Origin of the sequence: Ferrimonas senticii DSM 18821 (genome assembly GCF_000422665.1) — a bacterium.
Lineage (GTDB): Bacteria > Pseudomonadota > Gammaproteobacteria > Enterobacterales > Shewanellaceae > Ferrimonas > Ferrimonas senticii.
Map to the genome: position 1 here is coordinate 14026 of NZ_AUGM01000017.1, position 17773 is coordinate 31798.

Below are 17773 nucleotides of genomic sequence, written 5' to 3' on the forward strand. Positions count from 1 at the left end.
GCGGATCATCAGCAAGCTGCCTTGATACTGGTCAGATCAGATACAGCTGTTCGCTAATTGATAGTTGTTGCTGTCTGGTCTGACCTCTATTTGTTATTAAATTCAACTGGTTAACCTTAGTTGCTGTGATGGTTGTTCGCAGGCAGTGGATCACGCTGGAGCTGCTGTCGTTGGCGAAAGTTCACTTGTACGCTGAAAGTCTTTAGTAAGTTGTTGATTTTGAATGGTAGATGTTTTTTATCTTGTGGCTTTAGCGAATCTAGATGGTGTTTTTTGGTGTTCTGTTCGCCCAATGCTTTTGGATGTGACAGCTCGGCTGGTGTTTTGTTCTTTGGAGTTTAACTGGTTTGGAATTTTATTTGGTTTTGATTTGAGTAATTGCACTAATTTTCTCAGTCCCTATGATGCGCGCTAATTTCTGACATTTATACGGATAGGGAAGTATGAAAATTCGTGTTGTTGCCGCTGTGGTAATGGGGGCGCTGAGCGCCCAAGCTAACGCCGCTGGTTTCCAGCTGGCTGAATACTCTGCAACTGGTCTAGGCCGTGCCTACGCTGGTGAAGCGGCAATGGCCGATAACGCCTCCTCACAAGGCCGTAACCCTGCACTGCTGATGCATTTGGAAGGTCGTCAACTGTCTGCGGGTTTGGTTTACGTAGATCCGAACATTGACTCTGAAGGGAAAGTGAACGGTAAGATTCCCGCTGATGCTGATGACTTTGCGCCATCGGCAGTACTGCCAAACTTTTACTACAGCAACAAAGTCAACGATAACTGGGCTTACGGTATCTCTCTGAATGCTTCACATGGCATGGCGACTGAGCTTCCTAAAGATCATGCTGCTGCCATTTTTGGTTCCGATGTTGGTATCGAAGCTATTGAGCTGGTGCCGGCTGTTGCTTACCAACTGACTGACACCGTGGCCGTTGGCGCTGGTGTGCGTGTGATTTATGGCAAAGGCCATGTGACTGCGACTGCGCCGACTTGGTTCCCATTGGTACCTGCAGGTACAGAATTGAAATCGGTTGATGGTGACGGTTTTGATTTTGGCTATCAATTAGGCGCGACTTGGCAACCAAGCGCCGATCGTCGGTTGGGTTTTAACTACCGTTCAGAAGTTGATCTAAAGCTGGAAGGCAATGCTGTTGGCATGGCGGATAAAAGCGGCTCTTTGACGCTACCATTGCCTGCCACTGCGGAACTGGCTGGCTTCCATCAGTTGACCGATAAGTTTGCGATGCACGCGTCGGTCAATTGGACCAATTGGAGCGCGTTTAAGACCCTGACTGTGGATCTTGATTCCGGCGTTTCAGATAAGCTGAAAGATGAAAACTTTAAAGATAACTGGCGTTATGCGTTGGGCGCGACCTACCAAGTAAACGATAAACTGGTCGCTCGCACTGGTGTGGCACTGGATGAAGGTGCTGCGACCGACGAGTATCGCACCCTGAGCATTCCAGACTCTGATCGCCTGTGGTTCTCTGCCGGTGTTGGTTATCAAGCTACTGAGAATCTGAACTTGGACTTGTCGCTGACCTACATTAAGGCCAAAGACGCCAGCATCACTAATGAAAAAGATAAGACTACCGGTGCCGTTTACAACGGCGAAATCTCCGGTGACGTTTACCTAGTTGGTGTGCAAGCCAGCTACCGCTTCTAAGCTCTAGCTGATAGCTGATAACTATCAACTTCGAAAGGTGAAAAAAAGCCCTCGTGCCATCAATGGCATCGAGGGCTTTTTGCTGCTTGAAGGGGAGAAAACGCCAACATTGGCTCAACCAATTTGGTCAACAGTGGCTTTGACGCTCTCTGTTGCTGAGTAAACCTAGCGGCGTTTTTGGGCAAATTGATGGCAGGCAGATGACGGTGCGATGTCAGCTAGGTTACGGAGGGCAGGAAAGGGCTGTAATCGCTGATGGTTGTGGCAGCGCTTTAACAAAACATCCCAAATCGACACATTTTGCTCTGTTTGCGGGGTAACTCACCGCTTTATGACGTTAATCGACAGCGGCAGCGGTATAGGCTGGATATGGCAAGTTATGGTCACATATACCTCTAAAGAGGTGATTCAAATCGCAACTTTTCTCGGTGATTTGGTTATAAGGCTATATTCAACTCGCAGTTGAATGATGTTCAAATGGTGGCTTTTTGAGCGCGCAGGGTTGTGAATTTGGTTTGCCATGAAAAAATTCGTTGAAACAGCAAAATGGTTCACATAAATGTCGGTTTTTTAGCAGGTTTTGTGTCCTATCCTGCTGCCTTTATTGAAAGTTCTTCATCCGAACATCTTGGTGATTCATGTCACAGCGCACTGTTTACAAATACTTACAATGCCCACCATCGCCCTTTGTGCATTCATCTAAGTCACTGAACTGCTGCACAGTTCGCTTTAGATGAGTGTTGGAGCGACGCTGCTGACGCAATTTCGACATTAACGAGGATCCGAACGTGACCTTTATTCAAACCCTTGCCACCTTGACGCCGATTATTTCGGTGCTGGTGTTCCTGGTGTTGATGCGCATGCCTGCTTCCCGCGCCATGCCTATCTCCGCCGTGCTGACCGCTCTGGCTGCTGCATTCGTGTGGCAGATGGATACCACCATCCTGGGCGCGTCTGTCGTTCAAGGTATGCTGGATGCAATCACCCCGCTGACCATTATCTTCGGTGCAATCTTCCTGCTGAAGACGCTGGCGGCTTCCGGTGCAATGGACACCATCCGCGCTGGTTTCACCAACATCTCTGCTGACGCCCGTGTACAGGTAATCATCATCTGTTGGTTGTTCGGTTCTTTCATCGAAGGCTCTGCTGGCTTCGGTACTCCTGCTGCGATTGGCGCGCCACTGCTGGTGCTGCTGGGCGTACCACCATTGGCGGCTGCAGTAGTGGCACTGATTGCTGACTCCACTTCAGTATCATTCGGCGCCATCGGTCTGCCAGTACTGTTTGGTATGGAAAAAGGCCTGGATGTAGGCGGCACTTCTATGGCGGCGGCTGAAATGGCTCGTCTGGGCTTCGAAGGCTTCCCACAGTACGCGCAGTACATTGCGATGCACATGATCACCATCGACATGGTGACTGGCACCCTGATCCCACTGGTTCTGGTTGCTGTGCTTACTGGTTTCTTCGGTCGCAACAAGTCCTTCGCAGAAGGCCTGGCGATCTGGAAATTCGCGATCTTTGCGGGTCTGGCGTTCACCGTACCGGCGTTCACCATCAACTACTTCGCCGGTCCAGAATTCCCATCAGTGATTGGTTCTCTGATCGGTATGGCGATCGTTATCCCTGCGGCGAAGAAAGGCTTCCTGCTGCCGGCGACCCCATGGTTCGATTTTGAAGGCGTAGAGAAGAAAGACACCGCTGAAGTTGCTGGCGAAGTGAAATTCTCTCAGCTGGCGGCTTGGACTCCTTACCTGGTAATGGCGGCGCTGCTGGTGCTGTCCCGTACTGTTGCCCCATTGAAGAGCTTCCTGCTTAGCTTCAACCTGTCTTGGAGCAACCTGCTGGGTACCGAGCTGAAGTCTGGCTTTAGCACCCTGTACGCTCCAGGCATCTTCTTCGTGACCGTGTGTGTGTTGGGCTTCTTTATCTTCAAGATGAAGCCAAAGGCGTTCACTGGTGCTTTCACTGACTCTTGCAAAGCGCTGATCCCAACCATCATCTCTCTGGGTGCTTCGGTACCGATGGTGAAGATCTTCCTGAACTCCGGTGCTAACAGCGCAGGTCTGGAAGCGATGCCAAAAGCATTGGCAGGCCTGATGGCTTCTACTGCTGGTTCTGTGTGGGAGTGGGTTGCGCCAATCGTTGGTATCTTCGGTGCCTTCCTGTCTGGTTCTGCCACCTTCTCCAACATGATGTTCTCCTCTTTGCAGTTCGAAGTTGCGACTCAGGCCGATTTGGCGCCTGCACTGGTAATGGCACTGCAAGGTATCGGTGCGAACGCCGGTAACATGATGTGTGTAATGAACGTAGTAGCAGCAGCGACTGTGGTTGGCATGGCCGGCCGTGAGTCCGAGATTATCCGTAAGACCCTGCCTGTGGCACTGGCTTACGCGCTGATCGCTGGCACCATCGCATTCTTCTGGGGCGGCTACTAAGCCCCAACAAACAAGCCGAGCGTCACGCTCGGCTTGTAACAGATTTGGTTGGTGCTGCCAGCTGGCATCAACAACCGATTTAGGGAATAGGCTGTAACGCTACCGGTGACCTTGGTAGCAATGAGTTAGACCGCTCATTACAAATATTTTTGAGTAATTTCAACGATGTTTGTGGCGTCAGTCGCAGTATAGCGATAGCGCATTTTATAGCCTGTAACCGACTGATTTAACCGAGCTTCATGCTCGGTTTGTCGTTTCTGACCATAGGGAAAAGATCACATGTTAACTTCTAACATTAGTGCGCTAACTAGCAAATTGGCTGAAATCCTTGAGCCAACTCGCGTTCATACCGATAACCTTCGCCGCGTGGCGTGGGGTACCGATGCTTCTTTCTATCAGAAGCGTCCTCAAGTGGTTGTGCATCCAAAAAATGAAGCTGAAGTTGCCGCTGCGCTGGCGGAATGTCACGCGGCGAAAACACCAGTTACCTTCCGTGCTGCGGGTACCGCACTGTGTGGTCAGGCGATCTCTGACTCAGTACTGATGGTGGCTGGTGCTGATTGGAACAAATACGAAGTGCTGGATGGCGGCGCGCGCATGCGTATGCAGCCAGGCCTGATTGGTTCCAAAATCAACGCCATTCTGAACCCACTGGGCTGGAAGTTCGGCCCAGATCCAGCGACCATCACCTCGGCGATGGCTGGTGGTATCGTCGCTAACAACGCTTCTGGTATGAACTGTGGTGTTCACTCTAACTCGTACCAGCTGATTGAATCTGCACGCATCATTCTGGCGGACGGTTTCGTACTGGATACCGCTTCTGAAGCGTCCCGCGCTGAATTTAAAGCCAAGCATGGCGAAATCATCGCAGGCATCGAGCAGATCCGTGACGAGATCATGGCTGACGAAGCGATGGTTGCGCGTATCAAGCGTAAGTACTCGATCAAGAACGTAACTGGTTTCGGCATGAACTCCTTCGTGGACTTCTCCGATCCGTTCGACATCCTGCTGCACCTGATGGTGGGCTCTGAGGGTACTCTGGGCTTCCTGTCCGAAATCACCATGAAGTCTGTGGTTAAAGCCACTCACTCTGCCTCTGCAATGGTGTACTTTGATTCTCTGCGCGGCGCTTGTGAAGCGATCGTTGACCTGCGTCACGAAGCATTTGACGAAACCAACGCGGCGGAACTGCTGGATAACTTCGCACTGAAAGCGGTAGCGGCATCTAAGTACCAGACTCCAGAGTTTTTGAACGACATCCACGCTGACGTAACGGCAGTACTGTTCGAAACCTTCGGCATGAGCCAAGAGCAGATCGACGCTAACATCGCTAAGATGACCGCGATCATGGCTAAGCATGGCCTGTACAAAGACGTTGAGTTCACCCAAGACGCAGCGGAAATCTACAACATGTGGGCGATCCGTAAAGCGGTATTCCCACTGGCTGGCTCCATGCGCCCTGCGGGTACCTCTTGCGTTATTGAAGATATCGCGTTCCCAATCGATGTACTGCCACAAGCCACCATCGATCTGCAGGATCTGTCGTTTAAGCACGGCTACAACGATGCGGTTATCTACGGCCACGCGCTGGAAGGTAACTACCACGTAATCTTCTCGCAAAACTTTGGCACCATCGAAGAGATCGAACGTTTCGATAACTTCATGCAAGAGATGGTTGATCTGGTTGCGGTGAAGTACGACGGTTCTTTGAAAGCGGAACACGGTACCGGTTTCGGTATGGCCTCTTTCGTTGAGAAAGAGTGGGGCAGCGACATCTACAACATGATGAAGCGCGTTAAGGACGTTATCGATCCTGCTGGTATCCTGAACCCAGGCGTTATCATCAACGACGATCCAAGCTGTCACGCCAAAGGCTTTAAGCCACTGCCACAGGTACACGAGATCGTTGATAAATGTATTGAGTGTGGTTTCTGTGAGCAGCACTGTGTTGCGCACTCCCTGACCTTGTCCCCACGTCAACGTACTGCGGTTACCCGTGTGATCAAGACTTTGGAGCGCACCGGTGCTGAGCCAGAAGTACTGGCTGATCTGAAGAAGAACTACCAGTACTTCGCCATCGACACCTGTGCCGCTGACGGCCTGTGTAAGCTGGCCTGTCCAATGGGCATCGACACCGGTAAGTTCGTTAAAGCGATGCGCGCTGAGATGGCTACTGACTTTGATAAGAAAGTGGCTAACTTCACCGCCGATAAGTACGACACCTTAGAAGGCGTTGCTCGTTTTGCGCTGGGCGCAACTGACATCGCTCGTGCGGTAATCGGTGAAGGCGGCATGAGCGGCATCACCAAGGTAGCGCGTAAAGTGATGCCAAGCATGCCAATCCCACAGTGGACCGAAGGCATGCCAAAGCGAGGTAAAGCGCTGCCATCGCTGAAGACCAGCGGTGATGTTAAAGCGGTTTACTTCCCTGCCTGTTTGAACCGTATGCTGGGCACCTCGCCAAAGAACCCAGATCAGAAGTCGATCCCAGAGACCATCCAGTCGCTGTTTGAAAAAGCCAACATCGAAATGCTGTCTGGCATCAAGCCGCAAGGTCTGTGCTGTGGTCAGTCTTGGGAATCTTACGGTCACAACGAACAAGCTGATCGCAAGTCTGCGGAACTGTCTGAGTGGTTGCTGGAAGTATCCAACAACGGTGAGCACCCAATTCTGGTTGAAACCACCGCGTGTCTGGAGCGTATGCAGCGCGCTTGTGACAGCCGTCTGAAGCTGATGGGTCCAGAAGAGTTCGCCATGAAGTACATGGTTGACCGTCTGGAGATCACTAAGGTGGAAGAGAAGATCGCCATCCACCCAACCTGTACCTGTCGCAAGATGGGCATCGTTGGTGATCTGGTTGGTCTGGCGCAACTGTGTGTTACCGACGTGGTGGTTCCAGATGCAGACAAAGTGGGCTGTTGTGGTATGGCGGGTAACCGCGGTATGAACTACCCAGAGCTGAACGCGCACGGTCTGCGTAACCTGAAAGCGGAAACCAAAGACAAGGGCTGCACCAGCGGTTACTCCGTTTCTGCAACCTGTGAGATCGGTCTGACCACTCACTCTGGTATCCCATACAAAAACATCCTGAGCCTGCTGGATCGCGTTTCTACCAAGAAAGCGTAATCTGACTCTTAGATGCTAACTAAGGCCAGCTGGAAACAGCTGGCCTTTTGTTTGCCTAATCATCTGGTCTATCCAGCTTTTTGCCGTAAGTTTTAGCCTCCGGCAGTCAAGGGCGGTGCCCTTTGAAATCCCCTTCGCCTCCAAGATTGACGAAAACCCCTCGTTCTCACCGTGCTACCCAGCAGCACCGGCCCGAGGCGGCATCCATGCCCTCACCGGCCTCTCGGGCATCTTGCCCTCAGCTTGCCGCTGCGTTTGCGGTTTCACTCGGCGTCAACCAGTCGGCTTAGAGCACTCCGAATAACCGTCACCATGAGACATTCAGTTTGCGGTTTGAATTAGCTAAATTTCCGCGAACGTGTTCGCGGCTACGATTGAACCACTATCGGTTGCGCCAACGGGCTTTAGCCGACTCGCGGCGCTGAGCGGTGTGCTACGCTTTGAGGCCGGAGGCCATGGATGGCTGGAGTGCGCGGCTAAATCAGGGACGATGAATCTGCGCAGTGCCGAAAGGAGTAGCACAAGGAGCGAGGGGACTTCGCCGTGCTGGAGGCAGTTGGGTTTGAAAAGGGTGGAACCCTTTCCCGCCGGAGGCGAATACCAATCGGTACAGTTATATAGTGGCTTCGACTTCGCAGCAGAAGACCACGACATTAATCTGGCTAGGGCGTGTTGACGTTTGGTGTTCAGAATTTGGTCGAGGATAGCAGCTGTCAATCGAGGATTGCGATTGAAGGCATAGTGGCTCTACGTCGAAATCGTATGACGAAGAGTGACAGCTGCTAGTCCGACTCTGCAAGGCGCCCCACAGTGACGACGGAACAGCACAACAAACCGGGCAGGTTCAATTTACTTTAAAAAACAACCAATAATGGGCGCAAAAATATACAGCAAAGGTCAACACGCCCTAGTATAAAAGGTCGCGACTTACCACTTACGCTTAGGGGAAAACAGCTGGTCTAGCTCGCAATCGTCCTCATCTGCGCCGGCAGCAGAGGCAGCTTGAGGCGGCAGTTGTCGCATCGCACGGTTGGTTAACTCATCCTGCATGGCGCTGGCTTTGGCTAGGATTAGCTGACTGTAGCTGTCGTCACTGCTGTGATTAATCAGCAGTTTATGCAGTTGGTTTAAGTGCTGACGGGCAGAGCCAATTTGGTTCTTGCTGGCGGCAACACGGGCTCTATCAAACTGTACCGTAACGTTGATCCGCAGCAGTAACTGTTCCACCCGTTGGCATTCGGTGACGTAGTCGTCGTGTGCCAAGGTGCCGCGGCTTTGCTCGATGCGAGCGAAATCCTTCAGGCGTTTGAGCACCTTGATGATGGCGATTACTTGGCCTTCGGCCGAGGGGGAACTGAAGCTATCGATGGTACGCTCTTGCGGCGGCGTTTGTGCCAGTTGGTGCTGCATGTTTCGCAGTTGGGTGAGCACGTCACTGCGGCTTGGATCGATGGCGATGATCTGTTTGAGATTAGCGATGATGCGCTGATTAAGTAACTGCACCATGCGATTGGTTAGCGGTAAAAAGGCGCCGAACGACAGCAGTCGTTCTAACTCGCTGACGGCTGCTTTGTGTTTGCCTATCTCTTGTCGACGTTGATGTTCGACTTTCCAGCGATACTGTTGAAACAGATTGAAACCGATGATCACCAGCAGCAATAACGCGACCAATATCAGCAGAATTTGCAGCGACATCCCTTGCCCTTACTCTCTTAGCTTGGCCATGCTACACCAAAGTTGCAGAGGTCACAGTATTGCTGAGGTGGGTCAAGGTGCAGTTATTCTATTTTTTGGTAAAGTTGTGATATCTATATAACTTTCTATATCGCCTGAAGTGGGGCGCCGACCATGAAGCTGCAGCAACTTCGATACATTGTTGAGGTAGTGAACAACAACCTTAATGTTTCTGCCACCGCCGACAGTTTGTATACCTCGCAGCCTGGGATCTCGAAACAGGTACGGATGCTGGAAGATGAGCTGGGCGTGCAGATCTTTGGCCGCGCCGGCAAACATCTGACCCATGTCACCCCTGCCGGGCAACAAATTATCGATATTGCCAGCGATATTCTGGGTAAGGTCGAGGGGATCAAAAAGGTCGCCTCGGAATACACTCAGCCGGATCGCGGCGATCTGAATATCGCCACCACCCACACCCAAGCCCGCTATGCCTTGCCGCAGGTGATCAGCCAATTTATTCGCCGCTACCCCGACGTGAATTTGCATATGCATCAGGGGACCCCAGATCAGATCTGTGAAATGGCGGTTCGAGGAGATGCCGACTTTGCCATCGCTACTGAAGGGATGCACCTGTATCACGATTTAGTGATGCTGCCGTGCTATCACTGGAACCGTTCGGTGGTGTTTCCCAAAGATCATCCGCTGGCAAAGCAAAAGACCATCACCCTAGAGCAACTGGTGAAATACCCGCTGGTGACCTACGTATTTGGCTTTAATCGTCAAAGCGCGTTGGAAAAAGCCTTTGCTACCGTGGAGGGCGAGCCGCGAGTGGTATTTTCCGCTACCAGCGCCGATGTGCTGAAAACCTATGTGCGCCTTGGTCTTGGGGTTGGGGTCATGGCAACCATGGCACTGGATGGGTTGGATGACGATCTGGTGGTGCGAGACGCGTCGCATCTGTTTGAACCCAGCACCACCAAAATCGGCTTTCGTAAGGGCAGTTTCCTGCGCTCGTACATGTATGAGTTTTTAGAGGGCTTTGCCCCGCATCTGACCAAGATGACGGTAGAAAAGGCGCTGGCTCTGCGTGACCAAGAGGGGATTGATGCGATGTTTGCTGATATGGAACTGCCGATGCGCTAGGCATCGGCATTCGCTAGGCCGAGAGCTTCAGCATTCGACAATATTGACCGCGAGGCCGCCTTTGGCGGTCTCTTTGTATTTACTGCGCATGTCTTTGCCGGTATCCCACATGGTTTTGATTACTTTATCTAGCGATACCTTATGTTGGCCATCGCCGCGCATCGCCAGTCGCGAGGCGTTGATCGCTTTCACGGCGCCCATGGCGTTGCGTTCAATACACGGCACTTGCACTAAGCCGCCAACCGGATCGCAGGTTAAGCCCAGGTTGTGCTCCATGCCAATTTCAGCGGCGTTTTCAACGTTGGCGACGGTGCCGCCCAGCAGTTCAGTCAGGGCGCCTGCGGCCATTGAGCAGGCGACTCCAACCTCACCCTGACAGCCAACCTCGGCGCCAGATATCGAGGCGTTTTTCTTATACAAAATGCCGATGGCGGCCGCGGTTAGCAGATAGCGAGCGGCGGTATCGCGGTTAACGGGCTGAATAAAGCGATCGTAATAACACAGTACCGCAGGGATGATCCCGGCTGCGCCATTGGTTGGGGCGGTTACCACCCGCCCGCCGGCGGCGTTTTCCTCGTTGACGGCCATCGCAAACAAGTTAACCCAATCCATGGCATTAAGCGGATCGTGACTGGTGCCGCCTTCTGCCTGCAAACGTCGATGCAGTGCCGGAGCACGACGGCGCAGTTTCAAACCGCCGGCTAAAATGCCCTCCATCCGGCAGCCGCGCTCAACGCAGGCCAACATGGTTTGCCAGATCTGCCACAGCTGTTCGGTGATCTCCGTTTCGCTGCGCAACACCTTTTCATTGGCCATCATTAGCGAGGCGATCGACAGCCCATGTTGGTTGCACAAGCTCAGCAATTCGGTAGCGCTACTAAATGGATAGGGCTGGGTTGAACTAATTTGATTGATGCTGGTTTGCGCGGCAATTTCATCTTCATCAACGACAAAACCGCCACCAATTGAGAAGTAGGTTCGTTGATATATTGGGTTGCCATCGCTGCCGAGCGCTTTTAGGGTCATCGCGTTGGCGTGCTGTGGCAGTGATTTACGGCGGTGGTAGATGATCCCGGCCTTGCGCGGAAAAGCGACCGTGCGTTTGCCATCCAACAGCAGACTTTGGTCATCCGCTACCTCGGCAAGCTTGGCTTCAACCGTATCGGGATCGCACTGCTCTGGGGTTTCGCCAAGCAACCCCAGCACCACCGCCTTGCCAGTGCCGTGGCCTTTACCAGTTTGCCCTAATGAGCCGAACAGTTCTGCTTGCACTTCGGTCACTTGATTAAACCGTTGTTGCTGGTGCAAATCGTTGATAAAGCGGTTGGCGGCACGCATTGGGCCGACGGTGTGGGAACTTGACGGGCCAATGCCGATACTGAACATATCAAAAACGCTGATCATCACTCATCCTAGCTGCGGGGCAATCCAATTACTCGATAGTAGCGTGATGATCAGCAAAGCCCCAACTGTTGGGCAAATTGCCAGCAATGCTTTAGAGTTGATCGGCGTAACGGTTTGCCACCACGGTTTTCCACCACGGTTTAGTAACGATCAGTAGGAGCCAACGGATGATTCTCTACTTCCACGGTTTTGATGCCACCAGCCCTGGCAATCATCAAAAAGTGCTGCAACTGCAGATGATTGACGATGATGTGCGGATGATTAACTACTCCACCATGCACCCCAAGCATGATATGCAGCACTTGCTGAACGAGGTTAACAAGCAGCTCAAGTTCAGTGATGATCCCAAGCCGTTGTTGATTGGCGTTGGGCTTGGCGGTTACTGGGTGGAACGGATCGGTTTTTTGTGTGGCTTAAAGTCGGTGCAAATTAACCCGAACCTGTGGCCGCAACACAATATGGTGGGGCTGATTGACCGACCAGAAGAGTACGAGCATATCAGTGATAAATGCGTGGTCGATTTTCGCAGTCAAAACCGTGGCCAATCACTGGTGTTGCTGTCGCGCTTCGATGAAGTGTTAGATAACAAGGTTACCGAACGCACGCTTAAGTCGTTTTATCCGATTGTTTGGGATGAACAGCAACCGCATAAGTTCCCAGAATTGAGTCTGCACTTGAGCCGTATCGATCAATTTCGCCAGCCGTCTGATGCACTAACTGCATCCAGCTAAACCTTGCTGTTGGGTCATGCGTAGCTTGTCAAAACCCACTGTTTGGCCTGTGCAATGCCTTCTAGTTTTGAGTCAACGTCTCGCGCTTCGCCACGACGCCGTGGCCGCAGCCTGACCGTAAGCCCGCGTGAACAGCACTATTTTACTCAGGTGTTTGCGCGACTGCGCGCCGAGCCCAAGTGCTGGCAGCAAGTGGTCGATAACTACCAGTACTTTCTAACACGTGCGCATCTGTCGCGCAGTAACCAGCGGGCGTTGCGGGATCTGGGGTGGTTGATTGAAGCCAACTGCAGCATCGCCGAGGTTGAACAAGCGGTGCTGGCCGAGACTCGCAGTGGCCAGCGTTTACGCCGTTTTCCATTACTGTTTCGAGGATTGCTGCCGTCGTCACCGGAGTAACGTAAAAAAACGCCAGCGTTATCACGCTGGCGTTGTGCTTTCAGTCGCTTGGTTAGTGCTGCAGCGATTGCAGGTATGCGACAATTTCAGCCGGTTTTTTCATCACTCGCAGTTCACGAAACACCTCGTTGGCTTCCGGGTACTGCCGCTTTAGAGAGGCAAACCACTGCTTGATCCGATTGGGGTAGTAGATCCCTTTTTCGCCATCGAGTTCAAAGGCGGAGTAGTCGATCAGCAACTGGGTCATCTGCGCCCAGCTTAATGGTTCGGCGTCGTTAGCGATGCAGTCGGCCAGATTAGGCAGCGACAACACCCCACGACCGATCATTAGGTCTTCACAACCGGTGATCTGGCGACAGCGCTTGGCGTCTTCGGCGTTCCAAATCTCGCCATTGGCGATCACCGGGATGGTTAAGGCGTCATTGATGATGCGGATCGATTGCCAGTCGATCTTGTCCGCTTTGTAGCCATCCTCTTTGGTGCGGCCATGGACACATAACTCTGCGGCGCCGGCATCTTGGGCGGCAAAGGCGTTATCCAGCATCAGGCTCTTATCGGCAAAGCCAAGGCGGATTTTGGCGGTCACCGGCTTATCAGCAGGCACGGCGGCACGCACCGCACTGACAATCTGGTAGATCGCTTCTGGGTCCTTTAGCAGCACTGCGCCGCCTTTGGACTGATTCACTTGTTTGGCCGGACAACCAAAGTTCAGATCGACGCCGTCGGAGCCCATCTCTACCGCGCGAACCGCATTTTCAGCCAACCATTGTGGGGATTGGCCAAGCAGTTGCACTCGCACCGGTACACCCGATGGGGTGAGGCCACCGTGCTGCAATTCAGGACAGAGGCGATGGAAGGTACGCACCGGCAGCAGTTGATCAACCACTCGGACGAATTCGGATACGCAGCCGTCAACCCCCGGCATTCGGGTCAGCATATCGCGCATCAGCGCATCCATTACCCCTTCCATCGGGGCCAAAAGCACTCTCATTCGGTCGTTCTCTCGCAGCAAATTTAAGCGGGCGCCGATTCTATCAATCTGCGCTGAAAACACCAGCGTCGCTGGGATTCACTACAGTTCTAATGTCGTAGTTTGAAAAAAAGTTAGCCAACTGTGAAATATCATGGCAGGGCGCTAGGTCTTCTATTGCAAGCCAGCGCGGTGGCGTTGGTAACCACAGGTTTAAACAAGCAAGAAGGAACAACACTATGAAAACCGTAAACAAAACTTCTGTAGCAGCAGCACTGGGCGCGTTGGTTGTTGGTGGTTCGTTGGTGGCTGCACAAGCCAACCCATTTGCCGCTGAAGAGTTGGTGCAAGGTTACGAAGTGTCGTCTCTGATGGGCGGTCATAAAGGCGCTGAAGGTAAATGTGGCGAAGGCAAGTGCGGTGGTGAAGGTAAGTCGCACGAAGGCAAATGCGGTGAAGGTAAGTGCGGTGGCGAGGCCAAGTCACACGAGGGCAAATGTGGTGAAGGCAAGTGTGGCGGCGAAGCCAAAGGCAAAGAGGGCAAATGCGGTGAAGGTAAGTGCGGCGGCGAAGCCAAAGGCAAAGAGGGCAAATGTGGCGAAGGCAAATGCGGTGCCGCGTAAGCTAAACCCTCTCGCTGTTTGATATGACACAAAGGCAGCATCGCTGCCTTTGTGTACTTTTACCTCACCCCAACCAAGGAGGCGCCAATGGTCAGCGGAGCTGGAGTCGGTTTACGACGCGAAATGTTACCAGAGTTGCAAGCGGCACTGCCGCAAGGACTGGGTTTTATGGAGGTAGCGCCGGAGAACTGGTTGCGGGTTAACCCCAAGCTGGCTCGTCAGTTTCGTGCGCTGACGGAGCGACTGCCCTTTGTTTGTCATGGCTTATCGCTGTCGATAGGGGCGCCGGCTGCGTTGGATGAAGCGTTCGTCAAACAGGTTAAGGGGTTCCTTGATGCGCATAATATCGAGATCTATTCCGAGCACCTGTCCTACTGCTCTGGCAATGCTCATCTATACGATTTGATGCCGATACCCTTTACCGAAGAGGCGGTCGAGCATGTTGCAGCACGGGTGCGGCGAGTACAGGATATTCTTGAGCGTAAACTGGTGCTGGAAAATGTTTCCTATTACGCCGAACCTGGCGCGCAGATGAGCGAGCTTGAGTTTATCAATGCGGTGTTAGAACGGGCTGACTGTGAGCTGCTGCTGGACGTCAACAACATCTACGTTAATAGCGTCAATCATCGTTATGATCCTCAGCAGTTTCTCTACGGTCTGCCAACCGAGCGGATCCGTTATCTGCATATCGCCGGTCACTATAACGAGGCTGACGACCTGATTATCGATACCCACGGCGCCGATGTGATTGAACCGGTGTGGCAGTTGCTCGAGGATTGCTATCGCTACCATGGTGTGTTTCCAACCCTGCTAGAGCGAGATTTTAACTTGCCGAAGTTGCCGCAACTGATGACCGAAGTCGAACGGATTAACCAGATCGGTCAAGCTGTGCGCATGTCAGCCAACAAGGAGCGTGCATGAGTGAACTACGGCAGATGCAACAGCAATTTATGTCGCACATCCGGGCGCAGCAACAACAGCCAGCACCGCTGGGGTTAGAAGCGCGGCGGATGAACATCTATCGCGAGTTGATGTTCAATAACGTCAGTGGCTTTGTTGACGCCGCCTTTCCGGTATTGCGTTCGTTGTTGGCCACAGATCTGTGGCAAGGTTTATTGCGCCAGTTCTTCGCCGAGCATGATTGCAGCTCGCCGCTGTTTGTCGATATCTCAGCGGAGTTTGTGCGCTTCTTAAATGGCGCGCAAGGGTTGCCGGATTATGCGGTGGCGCTGGCGGATTACGAACAATTAGAGCTGCGGATTGATACCTTACCAGAGATCACCGATCAGCCATTGCTGAGCGAGCCCGAGCAACTGTTTCGCTCTCAATTGCAGCTGTACGGTGCCGCGTACTTGGCGCAGTACCCCTATCCAGTCCATCAAATCGGTCAGCACAACAGCCAACCCGAGCCGCAACCGACCTATCTGTTGGTGTACCGCGATCTTGATGATGACGTTGCCTTTATGGCGCTCAACCCGCTCAGCGCTCGGTTGTTAAATCAACTGGCAGAGCAGCCAGGACAAACCGCCGAGCAACTGATAGAGGCGATGTTGCCGAGCCTGCCAGAGCTTGAACCTGCCCAGATCGCCCAAGGGGCAGGGCAATTACTGCTTGATTTAGCGGCAAAAGGGATTGTTAGAGGCAATTCCGTCTGAATTGCTAAAACCCTACGGTTTATCGGTTTTTGTGTGATCTTGGTCAAAATACAATGACGCCATATTTATCAATGAGGTAGCTGGCTATGGCGTCTAAAGAGTTCAAGGAACCGTATAATATTTATCACTTTTTAGGCTTTTTGTTGGTGTTATTGATCCCAACACTGCCGGCGTCGCTGACCTGGATAAAGATCCTCACCCAGTAACCCAGACCGCGGGTCTAGCCGGTTTTTAGTCAACGCAAATTTCGCTGCGATTGCGGTTGCATCTGCCAAGCAAGGTGCTTAAGCTTAGCCAGCAATACGGTTTGGAAAGCTCAGATTGCAATTTAGCAAGCTGGGCTTTTTTGTTTGTGGCGTTGCCACTGACTAAGACGACAAGACTTAAATCATGAATCAAGCTTCTCTGGATCTGTTGAAAAACAGCATCAAGACCATCCCAGGCTACCCAAAGCCGGGCATTATGTTCCGTGACGTAACTTCTCTGCTGGAAGATGGCAAAGCCTTCCGTCTGTGCATTGAGTTGCTGGCGCAACATTACAAAGATCATGGCTTTACCAAGATCGTTGGTACTGAGGCTCGTGGCTTCCTGTTTGGCGCTCCGCTGGCCTATGAGCTGGGCATCGGTTTTGTGCCTGTGCGTAAGCCGGGTAAGTTGCCGCGTCCTACCAACGCGCAATCCTACGAGCTGGAATACGGCACTGATACCCTTGAGATCCATCAAGATGCGATTCAACAGGGCGACAAAGTTCTGATGGTTGATGATCTGCTGGCCACCGGTGGCACCATCGAAGCCACTACCAAGCTGATCCGCGATCTCGGCGGTGATGTGGTTGATGCGGCGTTCGTTATCAACCTGCCGGATCTGGGCGGTGAACAGCGCCTGTCAGCGATGGGCATCAACTGCCTGTCGCTGTGCGAGTTTGACGGCGACTAAGCCAGGCAACTGCGGTATTTATCAATTTATCGGCCACAACCTTGACAGGTTGTGGCCTTTTTTATGGGTCAGCGGTAACGAACTACGCGCAAGCCAGCTTCGCTAGCGGTAACCATTAGCGCAAACCTGAGCGGCTTTGGTCAGGGCTTTTGCTGGAATAACGGGCTGGCTGTGCAGTGGATAAATGCCAACAGTGTCACTAAAAGAACCAAGCCGCCATATTTTTGTCACGTAGGGGTTTTTTTTAGCCAACAGACCTTTTATGTTGGTAGCCCACTAGTCGAAATATTAGCCTTTGGCAAGCTCGTAATGTGACTGCTGCTTGAACAGTTAATGACGAGCGAAATCCGATGCGGAGACAACAATGACTCAAACCGTCCGCAGTATCTTTACTCGCGCCAATGAACCGCAAAGCACCAGCACTATGGCACCGGTGCAATTGCGTTTTTTGCTGCGCAAATTAAGCCTACGCCGCAATCAAATAGTGGTGGTTATTGGTACCCCCGAACTGGATGCAGTGCGGCAAGTTGCAGAATCGGTTGGCGTTGACGGCCGGGTAAGTGTGCTGCTTACTGAAGCGCAGTTAGCCCAACGGGGCGAGTACTTGGCCCAAGTTACGCAACTGGCAGAGCAACGACCGCAAGTTAGTGTTGGTAAGTTAGGGCCAACCTTAGAATCACAGCGTGCTGATGCGTTGATAGTGCTACCAGACCGGCTAATGCCACCATACCAACCGTTACTCGAACAAGCATGGCGCCGATTGCTATCCGGTGGGCGATTGATGTTGGTATTGCCAGCCGGTGAACAGTATGGCCAGCGTCTACATGAACTGATTGAAGCCGCCAGCAAACAGGGATTTGTATCACGATTTAGACGCATTTGTGAAAAACATACGGCATGGGTTGGAGTGAAATACTGCCCTAAAGGGTGATGTTGGTCTCAATTAAGGTTCAAAAGTGCGATCGGCGCATCGAATGTTGAAGGTTGTTGTGACTGGGGTGGTGTTTTGCTTG

Annotated in this window: 14 protein-coding genes; 11 read left to right on the top strand and 3 right to left on the bottom strand. The window is 52.4% G+C overall.

Features of this window, described 5'->3' with window-relative positions:
• Positions 1–443 precede the first annotated feature (443 nt).
• The 3 genes from G506_RS0109980 to G506_RS0109990 all read left to right on the top strand — a co-directional run bounded on the left by G506_RS0109980 (position 444) and on the right by G506_RS0109990 (position 7222).
• Positions 444–1661: an outer membrane protein transport protein gene (locus G506_RS0109980; protein ID WP_028116736.1), complete on the top strand. Its 1218-nt coding sequence runs from the start codon at positions 444–446 to the stop codon at positions 1659–1661.
• A 788-nt stretch (positions 1662–2449) separates the two neighbouring features.
• Complete coding sequence (locus G506_RS19440; RefSeq protein WP_051202043.1) at positions 2450–4096, top strand: L-lactate permease; 1647 nt, start codon at positions 2450–2452, stop codon at positions 4094–4096.
• 279 nt (positions 4097–4375) lie between these two features.
• A complete protein-coding gene (locus G506_RS0109990; protein WP_028116737.1) occupies positions 4376–7222 on the top strand; it encodes an FAD-binding and (Fe-S)-binding domain-containing protein in 2847 nt (948 codons plus the stop codon).
• A 927-nt stretch (positions 7223–8149) separates the two neighbouring features.
• Here the strand turns inward: G506_RS0109990 and G506_RS0110000 are convergent.
• Entirely contained in the window at positions 8150–8917 is a 768-nt protein-coding gene (locus tag G506_RS0110000; RefSeq protein WP_028116739.1) for a hypothetical protein, read from the bottom strand.
• 153 nt (positions 8918–9070) lie between these two features.
• Here G506_RS0110000 and cysB point away from each other — a divergent pair, with 153 nt between their 5' ends.
• Positions 9071–10042 (top strand): HTH-type transcriptional regulator CysB, encoded by a 972-nt coding sequence (gene cysB / locus G506_RS0110005; RefSeq protein WP_028116740.1) that lies wholly within the window; start codon positions 9071–9073, stop codon positions 10040–10042.
• A 27-nt stretch (positions 10043–10069) separates the two neighbouring features.
• On the opposite strand, the gene G506_RS0110010 is transcribed toward cysB, so the two are convergent.
• Entirely contained in the window at positions 10070–11446 is a 1377-nt protein-coding gene (locus G506_RS0110010; protein WP_028116741.1) for an L-serine ammonia-lyase, read from the bottom strand.
• A gap of 167 nt (positions 11447–11613) precedes the next feature.
• Here G506_RS0110010 and ycfP point away from each other — a divergent pair, with 167 nt between their 5' ends.
• Entirely contained in the window at positions 11614–12177 is a 564-nt protein-coding gene (gene ycfP, locus G506_RS0110020; protein WP_028116742.1) for an alpha/beta hydrolase YcfP, read from the top strand.
• A gap of 54 nt (positions 12178–12231) precedes the next feature.
• Positions 12232–12576 (top strand): hypothetical protein, encoded by a 345-nt coding sequence (locus G506_RS0110025; protein ID WP_028116743.1) that lies wholly within the window; start codon positions 12232–12234, stop codon positions 12574–12576.
• Between the two features lie 52 nt (positions 12577–12628).
• Here G506_RS0110025 and dusC read toward each other — a convergent pair whose 3' ends face one another.
• A complete protein-coding gene (gene dusC, locus G506_RS0110030) occupies positions 12629–13567 on the bottom strand; it encodes a tRNA dihydrouridine(16) synthase DusC (RefSeq protein WP_028116744.1) in 939 nt (312 codons plus the stop codon).
• A 218-nt stretch (positions 13568–13785) separates the two neighbouring features.
• On the opposite strand from dusC, the gene G506_RS0110035 reads away from it, so the two are divergent.
• The 5 genes from G506_RS0110035 to G506_RS0110060 all read left to right on the top strand — a co-directional run bounded on the left by G506_RS0110035 (position 13786) and on the right by G506_RS0110060 (position 17691).
• Positions 13786–14169: an HvfA family oxazolone/thioamide-modified RiPP metallophore gene (locus G506_RS0110035; RefSeq protein WP_028116745.1), complete on the top strand. Its 384-nt coding sequence runs from the start codon at positions 13786–13788 to the stop codon at positions 14167–14169.
• Positions 14170–14256: 87 nt separating this feature from the next.
• Complete coding sequence (locus tag G506_RS0110040) at positions 14257–15090, top strand: HvfB family MNIO-type RiPP peptide maturase (RefSeq protein WP_028116746.1); 834 nt, start codon at positions 14257–14259, stop codon at positions 15088–15090.
• Positions 15087–15824, top strand: coding sequence for an HvfC family RiPP maturation protein (locus G506_RS0110045; RefSeq protein WP_028116747.1), 738 nt, complete (start codon positions 15087–15089; stop codon positions 15822–15824). Before G506_RS0110040 ends, G506_RS0110045 begins: the two co-directional genes overlap by 4 nt.
• Positions 15825–16214: 390 nt before the next feature.
• Positions 16215–16760, top strand: coding sequence for an adenine phosphoribosyltransferase (apt, locus tag G506_RS0110055; RefSeq protein ID WP_028116749.1), 546 nt, complete (start codon positions 16215–16217; stop codon positions 16758–16760).
• A 364-nt stretch (positions 16761–17124) separates the two neighbouring features.
• Complete coding sequence (locus G506_RS0110060) at positions 17125–17691, top strand: hypothetical protein (protein WP_028116750.1); 567 nt, start codon at positions 17125–17127, stop codon at positions 17689–17691.
• The last annotated feature ends 82 nt before the right edge of the window (positions 17692–17773 follow it).

Bases quoted from the DNA above. Each gene is read 5' to 3' on its own strand.
- G506_RS0110060 (WP_028116750.1), top strand. From the start codon at position 17,125: ATGACTCAAACCGTCCGCAGTATCTTTACTCGCGCCAATGAACCGCAA.
- G506_RS0110000 (WP_028116739.1), bottom strand. From the start codon at position 8,917: ATGTCGCTGCAAATTCTGCTGATATTGGTCGCGTTATTGCTGCTGGTG.
- ycfP (WP_028116742.1), top strand. From the start codon at position 11,614: ATGATTCTCTACTTCCACGGTTTTGATGCCACCAGCCCTGGCAATCAT.
- G506_RS0110010 (WP_028116741.1), bottom strand. From the start codon at position 11,446: ATGATCAGCGTTTTTGATATGTTCAGTATCGGCATTGGCCCGTCAAGT.
- G506_RS0110045 (WP_028116747.1), top strand. From the start codon at position 15,087: ATGAGTGAACTACGGCAGATGCAACAGCAATTTATGTCGCACATCCGG.
- apt (WP_028116749.1), top strand. From the start codon at position 16,215: ATGAATCAAGCTTCTCTGGATCTGTTGAAAAACAGCATCAAGACCATC.
- G506_RS0109980 (WP_028116736.1), top strand. From the start codon at position 444: ATGAAAATTCGTGTTGTTGCCGCTGTGGTAATGGGGGCGCTGAGCGCC.
- G506_RS0110035 (WP_028116745.1), top strand. From the start codon at position 13,786: ATGAAAACCGTAAACAAAACTTCTGTAGCAGCAGCACTGGGCGCGTTG.
- dusC (WP_028116744.1), bottom strand. From the start codon at position 13,567: ATGAGAGTGCTTTTGGCCCCGATGGAAGGGGTAATGGATGCGCTGATG.
- cysB (WP_028116740.1), top strand. From the start codon at position 9,071: ATGAAGCTGCAGCAACTTCGATACATTGTTGAGGTAGTGAACAACAAC.
- G506_RS0110040 (WP_028116746.1), top strand. From the start codon at position 14,257: ATGGTCAGCGGAGCTGGAGTCGGTTTACGACGCGAAATGTTACCAGAG.
- G506_RS0109990 (WP_028116737.1), top strand. From the start codon at position 4,376: ATGTTAACTTCTAACATTAGTGCGCTAACTAGCAAATTGGCTGAAATC.
- G506_RS0110025 (WP_028116743.1), top strand. From the start codon at position 12,232: ATGCCTTCTAGTTTTGAGTCAACGTCTCGCGCTTCGCCACGACGCCGT.